Genomic DNA, 17,887 nt, shown 5'->3' on the forward strand with positions numbered 1-17,887 from the left:
CGACCATCTCGGCTGCCGAGCCAGGCGCAAGCCGAGCAGCTCAGTGGGCATGCTTGCCGGGCGCGGCGCTGCCGCGGTACTCCCCGAGATCGGAGACGAGCTCCATGATTTCGGGCATGCCGTGCGACCATCGAGAGTCCGGGAGCCGTGGTTCACGGTTCCAGCACAACCTTGCCGACCACCGTGCCCGACTCCGCGAGCCGCACCGCCTCGGCGACCTCGGTGAGCGGCAACCGTGCGGCGACCTGTCCCCGCAATGACCCGGCCACCGCAAGATCGAACACCTGCCCGAGGTCCTCGGCGATCCGGGCGCGGAAGGCCGCGGCGTCGCGCTTGCCCGCCCACAGATTGAAGAAGTGCGCTCTGCGCTTGTTCGGCACCGCGTTCCACAGTTGCAGCCGGGCGAGCAGTTTCAGCACGGGAAGCCGGGAATCGCCTTCGACGTCGCGGGTAGCCGCGGTGCCGTAGGACACCAGGGTGCCACCGGGCGCGAGCAGCCGGAAGGAGTCCACGATGCCGGGGCCGCCGACGTGGTCGAACACCGCGTCAACACCGTTCGGCGCCAGCGCCCGGACCTGGGCGGTCACGTCGCCGCGGTAGTCCACCCACTGCGCGCCGAGCGCCCGGACCGCGTCCGCGTTGCGGGCCGACGCGGTGCCGATCACCGCGATACCGGCCACGCGGGCCAGCTGCACCAGCGTGGAGCCGACGCCGCCGTTCGCGCCGTGCACCAGAATCGTCGCACCGCGCCGGGTTCCGGCGACCCGGTGCAGCATCTGCCACGCGGTGATCCCGTTGACGACCAGCGTCTCCGCTTCTGCCGGGTCGAGCCCGTCCGGCACCGGCACCAAGTCGGCGGCGTCCAGCAGCACGTGGCTGCGCCAGCCGCCGGTCTTGGTGAGCGCGGCGACCCTGCGGCCCCGCAGCGCCGCGTCCACTCCCGAACCCACGGCGACGACCTCGCCGACCAAGTCGTAGCCGGGCACAAACGGGAACGGCGGCTGGTCGTAGTACTTGCCACGCCGCATCTGCTGCTCGGCGAAGGAGACTCCAGTGGCCTCTACCCGCACCAGCGCCTGCCCCCGACCGGGTGGCGGCAGTTCGCGCTGCCGCACCCGCAGTCCGCTCGGTTCGACTCTGCCGGGCAACACGATCTCGGTAACTGTCACGTTCGGTGTGCTCATCTCGGAACCTCCTAGTGTGTGATTGATCAATCACTCTGTGGGTAAACGGCGATTTCGCCGCTCAGGACGTCGATTACATGCGGTTCGGGTGCCGGATCCCCTTGGTGAGCATTGCCGCCCACTCTCCTGCGCTCGCGTCGATGTCGAGCGTGGTGATCAGATGACAGAGCTGGCCGTAGGCGATGAAGCGCTGGACCTGCTCGGCGCTGCCGCCGGACCGCTCCGCGGCGAACGCGGTGACCCGTTCGAGCCCGTTGCGCATAGCGGCGGCGATTTCCGGGATGTCGGCCGCGGATTGGGCGTGCACCTGCACCATGAGCAGTCTGTTGTCCGCGATGAGTTCGGCGTAGGCGCCACCCATTCGATACAGGATCGCATCCGGGTCGGTCTCGCCCGGCCGGGACGCACCGGCCGACAGCGCTTCCTCGATCAGTTCGAAGGCGCGATCGAGCGCGGCGACGAACAGCGATACCTTGCCGGGGAACAACTTGAAGACGTACGCGGGCGAGATCGATGCGCGTGCCGCGACGCTCGTGATCGGCGTGCCGTGATAGCCGGTGCGGGCGAACTCGTCGATCGCGGCGTCGACGACGGCCTCGCGCCGGAGTTCCGCGGTGGAAAGAGTGGCACGTCTGCTCATGTGAGTGACTGTACACTCACTGCTCGAGTTCGCGCAACGGCGCCCGAGGCGGTCGCCAGATGACCTTCTGCCCTGTCGATACCTTCGCCGCCGTCGAATGATGATCGGAGTAGCGAACACGCCACCGCAATAGAAGGAGATGCATCATGACGACCGCGCGGACCATCATGCGGCCCGACGTACAGCACATCAGTGTTCGAGAAACCATGGAGGCAGCCGCCCAGCGGATGCGGCAGCTCGACATCGGCGCACTGCCCATCTGCGACGGCGAATGCCGTCCCGTCGGCATAATCACCGACCGGGATATCGTCGTGAAGGTGGTCGGTGTCGGCGCGAATCCGAAGACCACCACCGCCGGTGAATTGGCGCAGGGCGCCGACCGACTGCACACCGTCGATATCGACACCGACGTGCGCGAGGTGCTGGTCCTCATGGAGCAGCAGCGGATCCGTCGGCTCCCGGTCACCGACAACGGCATGCTGGTCGGCATCATCACCGAGGCCGATCTGGCCCGCAATCTGGCCGATAGCACCGTCGGCGAATTCGTCGAGGCGGTCTGCGCCGCCCACCTGCCCGCCACCGAGAAAGTGTGAGGATCCGACACGTCGGCCAGCCGGTCGAAGACTGTCTCGGATAGGTGCAACGCGGGCAGCAGCGCGAGAATGATGCAGTAGGAATGCCGAGGTCGATATCATGGATACGCGACCTTTTCACGATGCTGATCCTCCATAGCGAACGCGATTCATCCGTGCGGGAGGTGGTCGGTGAACGGCATAGCGTTCGGTCGCTACCGGTTGCACGAGTTGATCGGCGAAGGCGGCATGGGCCAGGTATGGCGGGCCTACGACACCGCTACCGACCGCATTGTGGCGATCAAATTGCTGCCCGAGCGCTGCGCGATTGATCCCAGCTTCCGGGAGCGGTTCCGACGCGAGGCCCACGACACCGCTCAACTGCGCGAACCACATGTGGTCCCGATCCACGGCTACGGCGAGATCGAAGGCCACCTCTATCTCGATATGCGCTTGATCGATGGCGACGACGCGAGAACCCTGCTCAACCGCGATGGTGCGATGGAGCCGGCGACAGCGGTTGGGGTGATCTCCCAAGTCGCGGCGGCACTGGATGCGGCGCACGCCCAAAGTTTGGTACACCGCGACGTCAAACCATCCAACCTGTTGGTCACCGATACCGGCTTCGTCTATCTGATCGACTTCGGTATCGCGCGCTCGGCCAGCAATACCCCGCTGACCAGCACCAGCACGATGATCGGAACCTTGGCCTACATGGCTCCGGAGCGATTCACCAGCGGGGTCGCCGACGCTCGGTCCGACGTATATGCCCTTACCTGTGTGTTGTGCGAATTCCTGACCGGAATACCGCCCTACCCGAGCACCAGCACGGAACAACAGGTCGCGGCGCACCTGACCGCAGCTCCCCCGGCGCCGAGCATGCGGCGGCTCGACCTACCGGTCGGGTTCGACGATGTCATCGCCCGGGGCATGGCGAAAGACCCGGACGACCGCTACCAGACCGCAGGAGAGCTGGCAGCCGCCGCCGAACACGCTCTCACCACTGCCCCTGCGGTTGCCGCCGGAAGCACCCCCCGAGCCGGCCCCACTTCGGTGCCCCCCGGCTTCGGAGGTCTCCGCGATCGGCCCGGGACGCCGCCGCCGGTACCCTCCACAGAGCCGTACGCGGAGCAAAAGTCCACGATCAACGCTGGACCTCCCGTAGATCTGCCCGGTCTTCAGCCCATCCGATCCGAATCGGGCGGGATCCCACGCGACGGCACCGCACCGCCTCGACGTAAACGGCCTGTCGTGGGGGTAGTGGTGACCGTGGTCGCCGCGTTCATCGCAGCGGCACTAGGGGCGGGTATTTGGTGGCTGACCCGGCCATCGAAGCCCGAAGTCGCTTTCGACGGCAAATACGAAGTCACCTACACGCCCAAAACTCTCAATGGGAAGCCGGACAACAGTCCCCCACAAGATAGGATATGGTCAGTCCGATCCGACTGCCCGTCGCACGGCGAACGCTGCGTGGCCTCGATAACCAGCCAGAGCACGTCCGAGCGGGAGACAGCCCCGGCCAAGTTCAGCGCGGACTATCGCGACGGCACGTGGACGATCACAAGAGACATACGGGCCCGCCCCGACCCCGATTGCGAAAGTCCGATCACCAAGGTGCCGCAGAACGTCCCGGCATGGCAGCGACTCGAATTCCGACCCGGCATCCCGGCGTGGACCGGAAACTCCCTCAGTTTCGTCGGCGGCCCTTGCGCATACACCCAACAACAAGAGATGAAGCTTTCCCGCGCCGGCGAGATCGATCCGAAGGTCGACGTCGTCCCTCCCGAAACCATCCCCGACCGCGGTCCCAGCCCGACCATCGCGCCGATCAGCGGCGCCTACGACGTAACCATCACATATACCGCGACACCAGGCGTTCCCAATCCCCCACCGCCGAACAAGTTCCGGCAGCAATACAACACCCTGTGCATGCGTGAGGGCGACCGCTGCGCCGCAACGACGGACACAAATTCCGGCACAGATCCGCGCAAAGATCCTCGCGCCGTCTTCGCTCCGATGTTGAGGCTCGAAGGCGGGGTCTGGCGGACCGATTACAGCATCCCCTTTCCCTGCTTCGCGGAATCGAACGAGCCGCACACCATCGCGACATTTCATTGGGAATTGTTCCCGTCCGACGTGGGTCCCGAACCCACCGCATTCTTGACCGGAACATGGACCCGCGAGAAATCGGATCCTTGTCCCGAGACCAGCCGTGCCACGGTCGAAATGCGGCGGGTCGGCTCGACCGGCGCGCGGCCCGCTGTCGCAGGCAGCAATGCGGACCAGCAGCAGCCCCACCCATCCCCGGCTCCAGCGATCGTCGCAATCCGCTTACCCAAGGGAAGCGATGAATTTCGAGACCCATCGGACAAACGATCAGATAACAACGACGAGAGCGGTTCGGCCAAGAAATTTCAGCTCGCTCCGCGCCGCACCGCTCGAGATGGAGGCGGACATGACCACAGGCGATGCTGATTGGTCCAGGCCGGCGGCGATGGCCCTGCCGAAGGAGGGGTTCTTCGAGCTCGAGCAAGGCCGGTACGGGCCGATCTTTCCCCGCACACCCGCCAATTACGGCTTCTCGATCATCGCGCGGGTCAAACCCGGCCGCGAGGAGGCGATCCGGGAGTACGGCAAGCAAATCGAGGCCGCGGTCGCCGAAGATCCCACTGTGCTGGCGCCGCTCCGGCTGCATTACTTGCGGTGGGTACTGTTCGACATCGGCGACGGGTTGTGTTTCCAATATCAGGGGATCTTCGATACCGACTTCGACAAGTACGTCGAGGATGCTATCGCCTTGTTCCTGTCGACCGGCATCACAACCGTATTCGTGAACCTCGAAGGGTTCCCCGAAGACTGGAAGACCAATACCGATGCGGTGGTCGAGTTCTTTCGTGAGCATCAATTCCCGAGCTTCCTGGAGTACGGTGAATACCCCTATGTGACCGCGGACGAGGTCAAGAAGGCGCTGCGCGTGAAGGCGGCATTTTCCGACATGCTCGACCAGATGCAGTAGCGACCGAGAGGTTTGCTGATGCTCGAACTCGACGACATCCAGCACATTCTGCTGACCCGCGTCCCCGCGCTGACCGGACGCTACGAGTTCCTGTCGTTCGCCGGTGCCGCCGGTGGGCGGGCGTGGCTGTCGGCCATGGTCGACCGCGTGGCCTCGGCTGCCGACGCACAACGCTCCGTGACCACCGACCGCCGATGGGTGACACTCGCGTTCACCTGGACCGGCCTACGCGCACTCGGCGTGCCCGAACAGTCACTGGCAACGTTCCCCGAGGAGTTCCGCCAGGGCATGGCAGCGCGGGCCGCCATCCTGGGCGACACCGGGACCGCTCACCCCGACCATTGGGTCGGTGGATTGGCGGGCGACGATCTACACGCGATCGCGATCCTGTTCGCCCACGACGACGCCGAACGCGCTCGCTGGGTGCACGAGCACCAGCAGCTGCTCGGCCGCTGCACCGGAGTGACGGTGCTGTCGTCGCTGGACCTCGCGGCCGTTCCGCCGTTGGAGTACCCGCACGACCATTTCGGCTACCGCGACCGGTTGTCGCAGCCGGTGATCGAAGGCTCCGGTGAGCAGCCCACACCGGGCACGGGTGCCCCGATCAAGGCCGGCGAGTTCATCCTGGGATATCCCGACGAGGACGGTCCTCCGGTGGGATTGCCGCAACCGGAGGTGTTGTCGCGCAACGGCAGCTACATGGCCTACCGGCGCTTACAAGAACACGTCGGGCGATTCCGCGAGTTCCTGGCCGAGCACACCGACACCCCGGAGGAACAGGAGTTGCTGGCCGCGAAACTCATGGGCCGCTGGCGCAGCGGCGCTCCTCTGGTGCTCGCCCCCGAGCGGGACGATCCCGAACTCGGCGCAGATATGCGGCGAAACAACGATTTCAACTACAAACAGATGGACCCCTACGGGTACGCCGTGCCTTTGGGCTCGCACATCCGCAGGCTGAATCCCCGCGACACCGCGGTGAACATGCAGCGGCGGCGCATGATCCGCCGCGGCGCCACCTACGGACCGCACCTCCCCGAAGGCGTTTCCGAGGACGGCGCCGAGCGCGGAATCGCGGCCTTCGTGCTGTGTGCCAGCCTGGTGCGTCAATTCGAATTCGCCCAGAACGTGTGGATCAACGACAAGACGTTCCACGAACTCGGCAACGAGCGGGATCCGATCATCGGCAACCAAGACGGCACCCTGGAATACAAGATCCCCAAACGTCCGATCCGCAAGACCATCAGAGGATTACCGGCGTTCACAACTCTCAGGGGTGGCGCGTACTTCTTCATGCCCGGTGTTCGCGCACTGCGCTACCTCTGCACCCCTACCGACAACGAGGTGGCACCATGAGCACCGTCACCCAGGCACGCACCTACAACCAATCTCAGCTGCCACGCACCTACACTCCCAGCAGACGCCGGTTGAGCATCTACTGGACTTGGAGTTATCCCTGGGAGGCACAGCGCGATCCCGCCGCGCTCGACAACCGCTTCTCCACCATGACCGAGGTGCGCCAAGCGGCTTGGCCTGCCTACGAGACGCCCGAGTACGACGCCGCGCACTTTCTGCAAGGGATCGCCGGAACGCTGGAATTGTTCCACCGCTCCACCCTTACCTTCCAGCAGATCGCCGGAGAGGCCACCGGTCACCCCGTCGCGGTCTTCCAGCGCATCGATCAAGCCGGGTTCGAACTGCCCCTCGACGAACGCATTCTGGCCGACACCGATACTCTCATGATCTTCGGCCTCGACCACGTTCTCGGTCAGGCAGAAGCCGCGCCCGACGAGATCGCGGCCCTCGACGAATGGCTGCGACGCGAAGGCACCTGTCTGCTTTTGGCGCCTCATCACGACGTGGGTTGCACCGATGACCTCCAGCAACGCCAAGTCGAATTTCAGCACCACGGCGACCCGCTGGTGCCGCGCCAACAACGCTTCAGCGCCTACACCCGCTCACTGATGAAAGCCCTCGACGTTCCGGTGCACAACATGTACGGACTCCGACCCGCCGTCGCCGAAGGCACGAAATCCATTGCGCCCCTGTCCACATTTCCTGACCTCGACGACTTGCACCTGCTCGACAACGTCACCACATTCAACTTCCACCCCCACCTCCCGCACTATCACCTCACCGCACCCGCAAGCGCATCCGTGCGCCTGCTCGCCCGGCAACCCATCGACCTCGACCGACCCCACCCCTTCACCGCCGAAGGCAACACCGAATTCAACACCCTGATCTGGCTGCCGCCCACCGACCGACGCGCAGGCGACATCGTCATGATCGACTCCACCAACTTCACCACCTTGTTCGGAGGAACCGAAAGCCTCATCAACCTCTGGCGCAATTTCGCCCTCATGAAGTGACCGCGCACCACACCGACGCGGTCTACCTCCTGCCGGCCAGGGGCCATCCGCCCACGGCGTTCGGCGGCCATCTGCCGCAGTTCCGCTTCGCTACGTGGGCGTCGATGTCAGCAATTGGTAGGGGCGAGCTCTCCGCGGGCCCGGCCTTCGAGCCACAGCAGCACCGCAGGCGCACCTAATACCGCAGGGGCCAAATGTTCCAGCGCGGAAGGCAGTTCAACCGACGGCACCAGCACCGTCTGCACTCGCACCCCGGCCGCGCACCAGCGGCGGACGGTATTCTCGATCGCACCGAGCGGAATTTGCTGGTCCTTCGGCGAATGCCATTCGAGGATCGGGTTTTCCGGCATACCGGGATAGAGTTCCAGGCTGTTCTCCTCCACCACCGAGCGGGCTTCGCGGCTGTCGACGATCGAGGTGTTGTCGAGGTACTCCCGAGCGCTGCCGTCGACGCCCGCGGTGAGGATGTCGTTGCTGCAACTGTTGGCCATGTCCTGAGCGACCGCGAGGCCGCGCGGGTTGAGATACGAGCTGGTCGGCAGTCGGTCCGGGTACTCCCGCTCCAGACCGATCGCCGCCGCCATGGCCAACCCGAACGAGGGGTGCCGGTCCAGGCCCAGTGTCTCGGCCATCGTCATCAGATTCATCGGGGCACCACCGATGGCCGCACCCGCGAGTTTCAGCTCCGGTGCGTATGCCGGCTGCAACGCGGCCGCCCATGCGGTGGCCAGGCCACCGCCGGAATAACCGGCCATGACCGCGGGGCTGTGCTCCACGGCGAGTGCGGGTAGCCGCTTCACCGCACGGATGCCGTCCAATACGACATGGCCACCCAAACGCGCCGCCCCGAGAGCGAACTGCGGTCCGAGGTGATCCGGCAGCGCCACAGTCCAGCCCTGGGCCAGCGCCACGTTCAAGATCGGCGTGGTCGCCACCAGGTTCAGATCGTCGCTGTACAGCTTGTGCGATATCGCGCAGCCGGTGCCGAGCGCGTTGATGAAGTGCTGATACGACAACAGCGGCCCGCCGGGCTGTCGGGCGAAGGGAGTCAGAACCGTCGTAGTCGCCGCGATCGGCGCTCCATGCGAGTCGGTGGACCGGAACTTGACCAGCGTGACAGTGGCTGCGGGGAAGATCGCCAGCGCGGGCAGCGCCCGCACACCCAGCACATCCCCTGCTTCGTGTGCCGCCAGATCCGCCGGGGCGGCATAGAACGGGTCCGGATCGGGCAGTGGATACAGCGGTTGCGCGGTTGCCGTCGTCGCCAAGAGCAGCCCGAGTGCCACACCGCCGATCGCACCGCTGCGCCTGCTGCCGGGCAAAAGAAACCGCCGGATCACGATCTTCTACCTCCAGTAGTTCGCGCATTTGTCGACCGGCCAGCCTGCATTCAAATCCGACGCTGCGGGCTGACCTTCAGCGACACGCCGCACGAAAATCTGAAACGGTAGGAATCGAGATGTGCACGCGCTGTCACACACGCGCGAAGTCGGCAAGGTGTCGGGTGGCCCATTCGCGGAACGAGGTCGGCCGCACGCCGGTGACTTCCTGCACCGTCGGATGCACGACGGAGGTGAACGACTCCAGTGCGGTGGCGCGCAGTGCCATGATGGCGTCGGCCATGATCTCGGAAAGTCCGTGGTCCAAGATCGCCTGACGGGCGGCGGCGGGCTCGACTTCCAGGAACCGTAGCGGCCTGCCCAGCACGTCGGCGAGTACGGCGGTCATCTCGGCGGGGGTCAAAGCCTCCGGTCCGCTGAGCCGGTAGGTTCGCCCGTCATGACCGTCGGTGGTGAGCACGGTGGCGGCGACGGAGGCGATGTCGTGTTCGTCGACGACCGCGATGCGGCCGTGACCATAGGCGGCGAACACGCTGTCGCGGTTCCGGATCGAGTCGGCCCAGTGCAATGCGTTGGCCATGAACCCGAGCGGGCCGAGGATCGTCCACGGAATGCCGCTGTCGCGCAGTGCCTGTTCACCGCGGCGATGCCAGCTCGGGATGGGGTCGGTCGCGGTGTCGTCGCCGGTACGCCCGGAGGACAGCTTGACGACGTGCGCGACATCGGCGCGTGTGGCTTCGCGAATCAGGTTCGCGTCGTGGGTTGGGATGTCGGGGCCGGTGGAAAGCAGGAACACGCGGTCCACCCCGCGCAGCGCCGCGGCGATGCTGCCGCGATCACCCAAGTCGCCCGCGACGACGTCGACGGCAGCGGGAAGACCGGCGGCGGCGGGCCGACGGGTCATCGCGCGCACGGGCACCTTCGCGGCGACGAGTCGGTCGACGAGCGAGCGGCCGACAGTGCCGGTGGCGCCGGTAACCAGAATCATGAGAGTCCCTTCCGTGGATCGTTGTCGTCGCGTCCTGTCCGACGACGGGACCCAGCATCGGCCCGGAGCCCCGCCAGCTCCATCCACAGGGAGATATCGGTGGAAATTTTCCATTGAAGACGGAATGCTGAAAGAAATGACCGTGATAGACGAGCTGGACCGGGGCATCGTCCATGCGCTGCACATCGATGGCCGCGCAACGTTCAGCCGTATCGGCACGGTGCTCGGTGTGTCGACGCAGACGGTGGCCCGGCGCTACCGGCGACTGCGCGCCGAGGCCGGGTTGCGGGTGGTCGGGCTGAGCCGTCTCGACCGCGACGACCACACCCGCTGGCTGGTCCGCCTCGGCGCCACCACGACGGCAGCCCGGACACTCGCTCATTCCCTCGCCCGACGACCCGACACCTCATGGATCAAACTCCTGTCGGGTGGCACGGAAATCCTTCTCATCCTTCGCATGCCGCACCAGGCGGACGCGGCACATCCGCTGCTGCTGCAGGAGATCCCCCGCACCGCCGGTATCACGACCGTGTCGGCTCACTATGTGCTCCACACCTATTTGGGCGGTCCGACGCCGTGGCACGGACAAGTCGCAACGCTCACCGAGCACCAGCAGCGACAACTCACACCACCCCATCACGACGCGCTGTCCGCACGCCGGCTCTCCAGCGCCGACGATGCCCTGTTGTCCGCGCTGCAAGCCGATGGACGGGCCGGGCTGGCCGAGCTGGCGGCAGCCACCGGATGGTCCCCGGCGACGGTCGCGCGCCGCCTGGCCGATCTACGGGCGCAGGGCGAGATCTTCTTCGATGTCCAGGCCGACGACACCCGGTTCGGCGCCACCACCCAGGCACTGCTGTGGATGTCGGTCGCTCCCGCGCGGCTCGACCAGGTCGGCCTCGAGTTGGCGCGGCATCCCGAACTCGCCTTCGTGCTCGCCACCACCGGTCCGAGTAACCTTGTGGCCCAAGCGATGTGCCCGAATCCCAGCGCCTTGCACCATTACCTGACCCGCCGCCTCGGCAGCGACGACGCCATTCGAACACTGGAAGTGACACCCGTACTCGCCACGGTCAAAGCCGCGGGTCACGTCATCACCGAAGGCACCAGGCACGGCACAGCCAGCCGTCGTTCGAAAAGCGCGGCGAATTCGAAGTGAGGCGCCCGTGCCGCAGCCGCATCCCGCATCCGCGCAATGCCCCGAGGTGGTCGTGCATCCGGCGCGCCGGGCGCGGGTCCACAACAGACCGATCGCACCGGCGACAATAAGGGCGATGCCCAGCGACTCCAGCCACGAAAGGCTCACCAACGCCACCCCGCCGCCGAAGATTCCGGCGGCGACCAGGACTGGAAGCGCGCAGCATCCGACACACAGAAGCGCGCCCAGCCCGATCGGTACCCACCAGCGTCGCGTCCGCGTGCGCTCAGCACCCACACTCGCCTCCTTCACCGGCGGAGTCGGTGGTGAACGGTACTGGGCAGCAAGGGCTTTCGCTGCAGGCGAGCAAGTCGTCACAACCTGCCTCCAATGCGGCATGCAGGGTGTCGCGCACCGCGGTCAGCTCGGTGAGTTTCGCGTCGATCTCGGCCAATTTGGCCGCCGCGCGCGCTTGTAGCCCGACAGCAGTACGGCGACCCGATGGGGTGGCGGACAAAAGCTCGGCGACCTCGTCGAGGGTGAACCCCAGCCGCTGGGCCGCCTTGATCACACGCAACACCGTGACGTACCGCTCCGGATACAGTCGATGCCCGCCGAGAGACCGCTGCGGTTCGGCGAGCAGACCACGCCGCTCGTAGTACCGCAACGTCTGCGTGTTCACCCCGGTGGCCGCGGCCAGCTCGCCGGTGCGCAACCCGGTCAACGCCGATCGCCGCCGATCCAGGCGTCCGCCCGCGCGGCCAGCGCGTCGAGTACCGCGGCCTGATTGTCGGGAACGGCGATACGCATCACCGGACCGTCCTCGGTGGCGTCGAAGCCGAAGGTGAAGAACGAGCAGCAACCGGACTCGCGCGCGGCGAGGTCACGGCCCTCCTCCTCCGCGCCGGCGGCCAGTAGGAGATCCAGTCGCGTGCGCGCGGGCCGATCCGTGCGCCGCACCGATTCGGCGAAGAACCGGTCGAACTCAGCGACTCGTACCGACTGTTCAACGGTGGGCAGCGTGCACGAGTCCGGTACCCAATCCCCGGCGGGAGGCGTGATCATCATGCCCTCACGGTAAGCCCGTACCCAGGTACAAGATGCAACCTCGAACCGCGGAAACATGCGTGCGGCCACCATTCCGCACTGCTGGATTCCAGCGTTCGCGGGTCCGACGAATTCGATGATTCAGTTCGAGGTGTTACGGATGTTCGGTCCGTTGCACCTGTTCGTTGATGAGGGTGTCGTCGTCGGCCGGCGGCTCGGGATCATGCCACTCTTCTGCTCGGCTGGAACGATTGCCTCGTATCGTGCCTTCCAACTCGTGGGCCAACTCGTCGTCGTGTACGGGACCGTGCTTGGTATTTCCTCGTTCCATGGGATCTTCTCCTGTTGCGGTTGCTGGACACCGGCGCGCTAGCGGTGGCGCAAAAGGGTGGCGACCCCTTCCCGGGGTACGACAGCACCTTCGACGGGCACGATCGAGCCACCCTGCAGCAATGTGACCACCGGCAACGCTTCGTCCGCGCGGTAGGCGCGAGACGATGTCGCATCATCGATCCACTGCGCCGCGGTGATGCCGCGAAGCAATTCCGGATCGAGTTCGACGGATCGGTCCCCCACGGTGTCCGGATCGATCAGCAAAGTATCGGCGTTCGCCGCCAGCAGCGCCGAGACCGTCTCGGGCAGCCCCTCGACGGCCAGGCCGTCGGCCCTGCCCCGCGCGGTATTCAGTTGCTCGACGACCTGTCCCTGGTGCTGCCGTGCCTGCGTCCGCACCGCTTGCGGCACCTGCGCTTCCAGCGCGGCGGAGTCAGCACCCGCGGCCCGGGCACCGGCCTCGACCTCGACGATCCGAGCGGTAGGCGAATCGAGTGCCTTTGCCAGCGCTGCGCGGGCGCCGACCTCACCGACCAGCACGATGACCTGCGCTCCGACGCGATCCGCGAGATCGCGGACCGCCGTGGCGGCCTCCCCGACGTTCCGGCGGACCACTTCCTCTACCCGGCGCTGCATCGAAAGGTGTGCCCACCCTCCGCCGTGATGGATCTTGTGCACCGGATGCGCGGTGCCTTCGGCGGTCATCTCGATCAGGTTCTCGTCCTCGTCGACGCCGTACAGATCGCAGCCGACACGGTCGACGACCGCGATCACATGCGGCACCTCACGGGACTGCTGCTCGATGAGAGGCAACAGATACGGAAGCGCCGACACCCGCACTGTCTCGCGTGCGGGCGGCTCGGCGAGCATGTGATCGACGAGGACGCTGTCCGAATCGGCGATCAGCAGGCGGCCTGCACGCCCTTTCTCCGCCTTGACTTTGCTGATCGCGTCGTCGAGTAGCGTCAGCGTCTTCTCGGGAACGTGCTGGGCGGCCAATCGCTCGCGGATCGAGCGCCACCGTAACGCTTTTTGCTGCTCGGCGTCTTCGGTGTTGTGCGAGGCGTCGACGCAGAGCGAGACGAACGGGCCCCGCCGTTGCGCTATTTCTCTGAGATTCGTGCCATACACATCCGGCGCGTACCCGGTTCGGCGTGCACGAATCCGAATCCGCGAGTGCGTTCGGAATACGCTCCGAACGGTGGTTTGGCCGACCCAGGCCCGGGTAGTCGCCACGCGTCCGCCGGGACAACCGACTGGAGGTGAAGCCATGGCCGAAACCGTCATCGACGACGAGCTGTGGGAGGAATTCCACCGCCTGGTCAATATGTCGTCCCGGCAGTTGCGCGACTGGCTGCGCACCGAAGGCGCCGGTACCGGCACCGAAACGGAACCCGATCGCGCGGGGCCGGAGATCGGCCGGCGCATCCTTGCGGTTCTCGGCAAACGTCGTACGGACCTCGATGCCGACGACATCGCGGTGATGCGCCGGGCCGTGGACGAAATCACCGCGGTGCGCGGTGCGGAAGCAGAGCGCGAGCCGCGCGCGGGCAGAGACGACTGGCGCAGGCATCTGATGTCACTCGGACACGATCCACTCCAGCCGTCGTGATCTCCGCATCGCGAGTCGAGCGGATGGGTGTGCGCTCTGCAAGTTGACGGCGAGGAGGGTGCTTCGATGAAGGCAGTGGTGTGGCACGACGTGGGAGATATCCGGCTCGACGAAGTCGATGATCCCAAAATAGTGGAACCGACCGATGCGCTTGTGCGGATCACGACCTCGGCTATCTGCGGTACCGATCTCCATCTCGTGCGCGGCACGATGCCGGGCATGCAGCCGGGAACAGTGCTCGGGCACGAGGCTGTCGGAGTGGTGGAGGAGACCGGGGCGGCGGTGCGCGGGTTCAGCCAGGGCGATCGGGTCGTAGTGTGCTCGACCATCGCATGCGGGACCTGCTCCTACTGTCGTGCGGGCTACTTCGCCCAGTGCGATACCGCGAACCCGAACGGACCGCAGGCGGGAACCAGCTTCTTCGGCGGACCGGAGAGCACAGGCCCCGTCGCGGGGCTGCAGGCCGCTTACGCGCGCATCCCCTTCGCCGCCGCGACGCTGGTGAAAGTCCCGGATTCGGTGTCCGACGAACAGGCGATCATGGTCTCCGATGTGCTGCCGACCGGCTGGTTCGGCGCCCGATTGGCGCAAGTCGGGCAGGGCGACACGGTACTGGTGCTCGGTGCTGGCGTGGTCGGGCAATGCGCGATCGCCGCAGCGAAGCGTCGAGGCGCGGCACGGGTGCTGGTCGTCGACGGTATCGCCGATCGTCTGGCGACCGCTCGCGCGCAGAACGCCGAGCCGATCGATTTCAATGCCGAGGATCCGGTGGCAACGGTGCGCGAGCTGACCGGCGGTATCGGAGTGGACAGGGTGATCGACGCGGTCGGTGTGGATGCCCAACGCCCGAAGTCCGGACCGGCCGCACAGAATCTTCCGGTTTCGGATTCGACGCTGGAAGCCGAGCGCGAGAAGGCGGCCCCGCAGGGCAGGACCGAGGGCGCGCAGTGGTTGGCTGGCGACGCGCCCAGCTTGGCGGCGCGGTGGGCACTCGAGGCAGTCGCCAAAGCCGGTAGCGTCGGCGTCATCGGAGTCTATCCGCCGAATTTCGACGCTTTCCCGATCGGCGCCGTGGTCAACCGCAATCTCACCGTTCAGGGCGGCAACTGCAACCACCGCCGCTACGTCCCCGGCCTGCTGGGCAGGGTGGCCCGGGGCGACATCGATCCGACCGCCTTCATCACCCAGCGCGCCGACCCGGTCTCGATCATCGAGGCCTACGAGACGTTCGACCGGCGCGAGGACGGCTGGCTGAAGACGATCGTGCCGATGTGAGGTGTGTAGCGATGCTGAAGTCGATCCTCCGCGGCGCCGCGGCGGGAGCCGCGGGCACGACCGCGTTGAACGCCGTCACCTTCCTCGACATGATCGCGCGCGGCCGACCACCGAGTCGCACGCCCGAACAGAGCGTCGAGCGCATGACCGACAGGTTGGGCGTGCAGGTGCCCGGTGACGAGGAACAACGGCGCAGCCGGATTTCCGGCGCGGGTGCGCTGCTGGGCACGGGGACCGGCGTTTCGGTCGGCTGTGCCTACGGTTTCGCCCGTTCCATGAAGTGGCAGCCGTCGATTCTCGCCGCCAGCACGGTCAATACCGCCACGGCCATGTCCGTCACGGCGCTGTCGCTTCTCAACTTGGGGGTTTCCGATCCGCGCCGATGGACACGTTCCGACTGGCTCGGTGATCTCGTGCCACATCTTGCGTACGGGCTGGTCACTTCCCTCACCTACGCCGCCATGGCCGACGGTCGTTCGACCCCGCGGCGGCGTCGGCAGTGGCCGTGGGCATGAGCCCAGCGGTACCGGCCATCTCGGTGATGGGTTCGCGACTGCGCGGAGCCGGGTCGGCGAGCCTGTGCCGAATCAACGTGCCCTGCTGTCCGAGTTCGTCTGCGCGCTGGTCGAATCGATGACGACGATATCCAGTTCGCCTGACGAGTACCGTGCGCGCAAGGCTTTCTTGTCGAATTTGCCGACACTGGTCTTGGGCACTTCGGGCATGAAGGTCCAGCGCTCGGGCAATTGCCATTTCGCTGTCTTACCGGCCAAGAACGCACGCAGCACGCCCGCGTCCGCCTCCGCTCCGGCCCGCAACGCGGCGGCGACGACCGGTCGCTCGTCCCATCTCTCGTCGGGTACGCCGAACACGGCGGCCTCGACGACGTCCGGGTGCGCCATGATCGCGTTCTCGAGCGTGACCGACGAGATCCATTCGCCGCCGGACTTGATGATGTCCTTGGCTCGATCGACCAGGGTGAGGTAGCCGTCTGCGGTGATGGTCCCGACGTCACCGGTGCGCAGCCAGCCGTCACGGAACGCGTCGGAGCCGACCGTGCCCGCATCCGGCGAGTAATAGGACGCGGTGATCCAGGGCCCCCGAACCTCCAGCTCCCCCACGGCTTTTCCGTCGCGGGGCAGCTCCGCGCCGTCATCGCCGACGAGGCGCGCTTGCACCGGAGCGGGGAAGCGTCCCTGGGTGACCCGGTAGGCGTAGGCGTCTTCGCCCTCGGTTCCGGGTGGCGGCCACGCGACGCAGCCCAGCGGCGAGGTCTCGGTCATCCCCCATGCCTGGATGATGCGCACTCCGTGGCGGTCCTCGAAAGCGCGCATCAGTTGCGGCGGCACGGCCGAGCCTCCGACCACGACCGCTCGCAGATGGCCGAGGTCCTGCGGTTCGGCGTCGGCCGCGGCGAGCACACCGTTCCACACCGTCGGTACGGCGGCGGCGAAACTCGGGCGTTCGGCTGCCATGAGTTCCAGCAGCGGCAACGGCTGCAGGAAGCGGTCCGGCATCATCAGCGAGGCGCCCACCATGAGCGCGGCGTAGGGCAGGCCCCACGCGTTGGCGTGGAACAAGGGGACGATGGCCAGCACCCGATCCCCCGTCCTGATGCCCATGCCGTCGGTGGTACAGGCGTGCATGGAGTGCAGCCAGTTCGAACGGTGCGAATAGACAACGCCTTTCGGGTCACCGGTGGTGCCGGAGGTGTAGCACATCGCGGCGGCGGATCGTTCGTCGAGCACGGGGAAGTCGAACCTGGACGATTGCCTGGCCAGCAGCGTGTCGAGTTCGTGTACCGCCACCCCCTCGGGTGCGCGCAGCGCCGCCGCGTCACCGTTGGCGACGATGACGTGGCGGACCGTACGCAGCTGCGGCAGCACCTGCGCGAAGGCGGGCACCAGCGAACCGTCGACGATCACCGCCTTGTCCCCCGCGTGATTCGCGACGAAGGCGATCTGTTCCGGGAAGAGACGGATATTCAGAGTGTGCAGCACCGCGCCCATGGCGGGTACGGCACAGTAGGCGAGGAGGTGTTCGTTGTTGTTCCACATGAAAGTGCCCACTCGGTCGCCGCGGCCGATTCCCAGCGCGGTGAGGGCGTGCGCGAGTTGGGCGGCCCGATCACCGAGTTCGCGGTAGGTCAGTACCCGCGACCCGCTGCCCGTCCAGGTACCGACCGTGGCATCGGCGTGCACGGTGGTGGCGTAGCGCAGCAGCGTCGCCAAGGAAAGGGGTTCATCCTGCATGGTGCTCGGCATCGGCAGGTCGTGCTCATGGTAAGTCATTTCGTGCTCGTCTTTCTCGAAGAATGCCCGGCCGACGGGAACGTGGTGAGCCCGGGCCGACGTTGCCGCCGGCCCGGGCTGGTCT

General features: G+C 66.5%; 18 protein-coding genes. 9 read left to right on the forward strand and 9 right to left on the reverse strand.

Annotation, left to right across the window (positions count from 1 at the left end; genetic code table 11):
* Window positions 1–152: 152 nt before the first annotated feature.
* Both ABZW96_RS11845 and ABZW96_RS11850 read right to left on the reverse strand, forming a co-directional pair.
* Window positions 153–1,184 carry a medium chain dehydrogenase/reductase family protein gene (locus ABZW96_RS11845; protein WP_355073809.1) on the reverse strand — a complete coding sequence of 344 codons (1,032 nt, stop codon included), beginning with the start codon at window positions 1,182–1,184 and terminating at the stop codon, window positions 153–155.
* Window positions 1,185–1,257: 73 nt separating this feature from the next.
* Window positions 1,258–1,824, reverse strand: a complete 567-nt coding sequence (locus ABZW96_RS11850) for a TetR/AcrR family transcriptional regulator (RefSeq protein WP_355073810.1) — start codon at window positions 1,822–1,824, stop codon at window positions 1,258–1,260.
* Window positions 1,825–1,970: 146 nt separating this feature from the next.
* Between ABZW96_RS11850 and ABZW96_RS11855 the strand changes: the two genes are divergently transcribed.
* The 5 genes from ABZW96_RS11855 to ABZW96_RS11875 all read left to right on the forward strand — a co-directional run bounded on the left by ABZW96_RS11855 (window position 1,971) and on the right by ABZW96_RS11875 (window position 7,778).
* Window positions 1,971–2,417 carry a CBS domain-containing protein gene (locus ABZW96_RS11855; RefSeq protein ID WP_355073812.1) on the forward strand — a complete coding sequence of 149 codons (447 nt, stop codon included), beginning with the start codon at window positions 1,971–1,973 and terminating at the stop codon, window positions 2,415–2,417.
* A gap of 171 nt (window positions 2,418–2,588) precedes the next feature.
* Entirely contained in the window at window positions 2,589–4,871 is a 2,283-nt protein-coding gene (locus ABZW96_RS11860; RefSeq protein WP_355073813.1) for a protein kinase, read from the forward strand.
* A complete protein-coding gene (locus ABZW96_RS11865; protein WP_355073815.1) occupies window positions 4,852–5,412 on the forward strand; it encodes a hypothetical protein in 561 nt (186 codons plus the stop codon). The genes ABZW96_RS11860 and ABZW96_RS11865 overlap by 20 nt, the downstream gene beginning before the upstream one ends.
* An 18-nt stretch (window positions 5,413–5,430) precedes the next feature.
* A complete protein-coding gene (locus ABZW96_RS11870) occupies window positions 5,431–6,765 on the forward strand; it encodes a peroxidase (protein ID WP_355073817.1) in 1,335 nt (444 codons plus the stop codon).
* Entirely contained in the window at window positions 6,762–7,778 is a 1,017-nt protein-coding gene (locus ABZW96_RS11875) for a hypothetical protein (protein WP_355073819.1), read from the forward strand. Before ABZW96_RS11870 ends, ABZW96_RS11875 begins: the two co-directional genes overlap by 4 nt.
* Window positions 7,779–7,885: 107 nt before the next feature.
* Here ABZW96_RS11875 and ABZW96_RS11880 read toward each other — a convergent pair whose 3' ends face one another.
* On the reverse strand, window positions 7,886–9,118 hold the full coding sequence (locus ABZW96_RS11880) for a lipase family protein (RefSeq protein ID WP_355073821.1): 1,233 nt from the start codon (window positions 9,116–9,118) through the stop codon (window positions 7,886–7,888).
* Window positions 9,119–9,251: 133 nt separating this feature from the next.
* Window positions 9,252–10,106, reverse strand: coding sequence for an NAD(P)H-binding protein (locus tag ABZW96_RS11885; RefSeq protein WP_355073823.1), 855 nt, complete (start codon window positions 10,104–10,106; stop codon window positions 9,252–9,254).
* Between the two features lie 136 nt (window positions 10,107–10,242).
* On the opposite strand from ABZW96_RS11885, the gene ABZW96_RS11890 reads away from it, so the two are divergent.
* A complete protein-coding gene (locus ABZW96_RS11890; RefSeq protein WP_355073825.1) occupies window positions 10,243–11,265 on the forward strand; it encodes an AsnC family transcriptional regulator in 1,023 nt (340 codons plus the stop codon).
* Window positions 11,266–11,530: 265 nt separating this feature from the next.
* On the opposite strand, the gene ABZW96_RS11895 is transcribed toward ABZW96_RS11890, so the two are convergent.
* From ABZW96_RS11895 to ABZW96_RS11910, 4 genes are all read right to left on the reverse strand, one after another.
* On the reverse strand, window positions 11,531–11,968 hold the full coding sequence (locus tag ABZW96_RS11895; protein ID WP_355073826.1) for a MerR family transcriptional regulator: 438 nt from the start codon (window positions 11,966–11,968) through the stop codon (window positions 11,531–11,533).
* Window positions 11,965–12,312 (reverse strand): hypothetical protein, encoded by a 348-nt coding sequence (locus ABZW96_RS11900; protein WP_355073828.1) that lies wholly within the window; start codon window positions 12,310–12,312, stop codon window positions 11,965–11,967. The genes ABZW96_RS11895 and ABZW96_RS11900 overlap by 4 nt, the downstream gene beginning before the upstream one ends.
* 133 nt (window positions 12,313–12,445) lie before the next feature.
* Entirely contained in the window at window positions 12,446–12,622 is a 177-nt protein-coding gene (locus ABZW96_RS11905) for a hypothetical protein (RefSeq protein WP_355073830.1), read from the reverse strand.
* 38 nt (window positions 12,623–12,660) lie between these two features.
* A complete protein-coding gene (locus tag ABZW96_RS11910) occupies window positions 12,661–13,755 on the reverse strand; it encodes a Vms1/Ankzf1 family peptidyl-tRNA hydrolase (protein WP_355073832.1) in 1,095 nt (364 codons plus the stop codon).
* A gap of 139 nt (window positions 13,756–13,894) precedes the next feature.
* Between ABZW96_RS11910 and ABZW96_RS11915 the strand changes: the two genes are divergently transcribed.
* The 3 genes from ABZW96_RS11915 to ABZW96_RS11925 all read left to right on the forward strand — a co-directional run bounded on the left by ABZW96_RS11915 (window position 13,895) and on the right by ABZW96_RS11925 (window position 16,026).
* The gene (locus ABZW96_RS11915) at window positions 13,895–14,236 is read left to right on the forward strand and encodes a DUF3140 domain-containing protein (protein ID WP_355073834.1); all 342 of its coding nucleotides are present in this window, start codon (window positions 13,895–13,897) and stop codon (window positions 14,234–14,236) included.
* A gap of 66 nt (window positions 14,237–14,302) precedes the next feature.
* The gene (locus tag ABZW96_RS11920; RefSeq protein ID WP_355073835.1) at window positions 14,303–15,511 is read left to right on the forward strand and encodes an alcohol dehydrogenase catalytic domain-containing protein; all 1,209 of its coding nucleotides are present in this window, start codon (window positions 14,303–14,305) and stop codon (window positions 15,509–15,511) included.
* Window positions 15,512–15,522: 11 nt separating this feature from the next.
* Window positions 15,523–16,026 (forward strand): hypothetical protein, encoded by a 504-nt coding sequence (locus ABZW96_RS11925; protein ID WP_355073837.1) that lies wholly within the window; start codon window positions 15,523–15,525, stop codon window positions 16,024–16,026.
* Window positions 16,027–16,098: 72 nt separating this feature from the next.
* Here the strand turns inward: ABZW96_RS11925 and ABZW96_RS11930 are convergent, their stop codons facing one another.
* On the reverse strand, window positions 16,099–17,775 hold the full coding sequence (locus tag ABZW96_RS11930; RefSeq protein ID WP_355074421.1) for a long-chain fatty acid--CoA ligase: 1,677 nt from the start codon (window positions 17,773–17,775) through the stop codon (window positions 16,099–16,101).
* Window positions 17,776–17,887: the final 112 nt, after the last annotated feature.

The organism is Nocardia sp. NPDC004168, assembly GCF_040610355.1.
Lineage (GTDB): Bacteria > Actinomycetota > Actinomycetes > Mycobacteriales > Mycobacteriaceae > Nocardia > Nocardia sichangensis.

What these genes read in the sequence shown, in the direction of transcription:
- ABZW96_RS11875 (WP_355073819.1), top strand. Translation starts at nt 6,762, where the DNA reads ATGAGCACCGTCACCCAGGCACGCACCTACAACCAATCTCAGCTGCCA.
- ABZW96_RS11930 (WP_355074421.1), bottom strand. Translation starts at nt 17,775, where the DNA reads ATGCCGAGCACCATGCAGGATGAACCCCTTTCCTTGGCGACGCTGCTG.
- ABZW96_RS11885 (WP_355073823.1), bottom strand. Translation starts at nt 10,106, where the DNA reads ATGATTCTGGTTACCGGCGCCACCGGCACTGTCGGCCGCTCGCTCGTC.
- ABZW96_RS11870 (WP_355073817.1), top strand. Translation starts at nt 5,431, where the DNA reads ATGCTCGAACTCGACGACATCCAGCACATTCTGCTGACCCGCGTCCCC.
- ABZW96_RS11850 (WP_355073810.1), bottom strand. Translation starts at nt 1,824, where the DNA reads ATGAGCAGACGTGCCACTCTTTCCACCGCGGAACTCCGGCGCGAGGCC.
- ABZW96_RS11900 (WP_355073828.1), bottom strand. Translation starts at nt 12,312, where the DNA reads ATGATGATCACGCCTCCCGCCGGGGATTGGGTACCGGACTCGTGCACG.
- ABZW96_RS11915 (WP_355073834.1), top strand. Translation starts at nt 13,895, where the DNA reads ATGGCCGAAACCGTCATCGACGACGAGCTGTGGGAGGAATTCCACCGC.
- ABZW96_RS11855 (WP_355073812.1), top strand. Translation starts at nt 1,971, where the DNA reads ATGACGACCGCGCGGACCATCATGCGGCCCGACGTACAGCACATCAGT.
- ABZW96_RS11905 (WP_355073830.1), bottom strand. Translation starts at nt 12,622, where the DNA reads ATGGAACGAGGAAATACCAAGCACGGTCCCGTACACGACGACGAGTTG.
- ABZW96_RS11920 (WP_355073835.1), top strand. Translation starts at nt 14,303, where the DNA reads ATGAAGGCAGTGGTGTGGCACGACGTGGGAGATATCCGGCTCGACGAA.
- ABZW96_RS11845 (WP_355073809.1), bottom strand. Translation starts at nt 1,184, where the DNA reads ATGAGCACACCGAACGTGACAGTTACCGAGATCGTGTTGCCCGGCAGA.
- ABZW96_RS11890 (WP_355073825.1), top strand. Translation starts at nt 10,243, where the DNA reads ATGACCGTGATAGACGAGCTGGACCGGGGCATCGTCCATGCGCTGCAC.
- ABZW96_RS11865 (WP_355073815.1), top strand. Translation starts at nt 4,852, where the DNA reads ATGACCACAGGCGATGCTGATTGGTCCAGGCCGGCGGCGATGGCCCTG.
- ABZW96_RS11925 (WP_355073837.1), top strand. Translation starts at nt 15,523, where the DNA reads ATGCTGAAGTCGATCCTCCGCGGCGCCGCGGCGGGAGCCGCGGGCACG.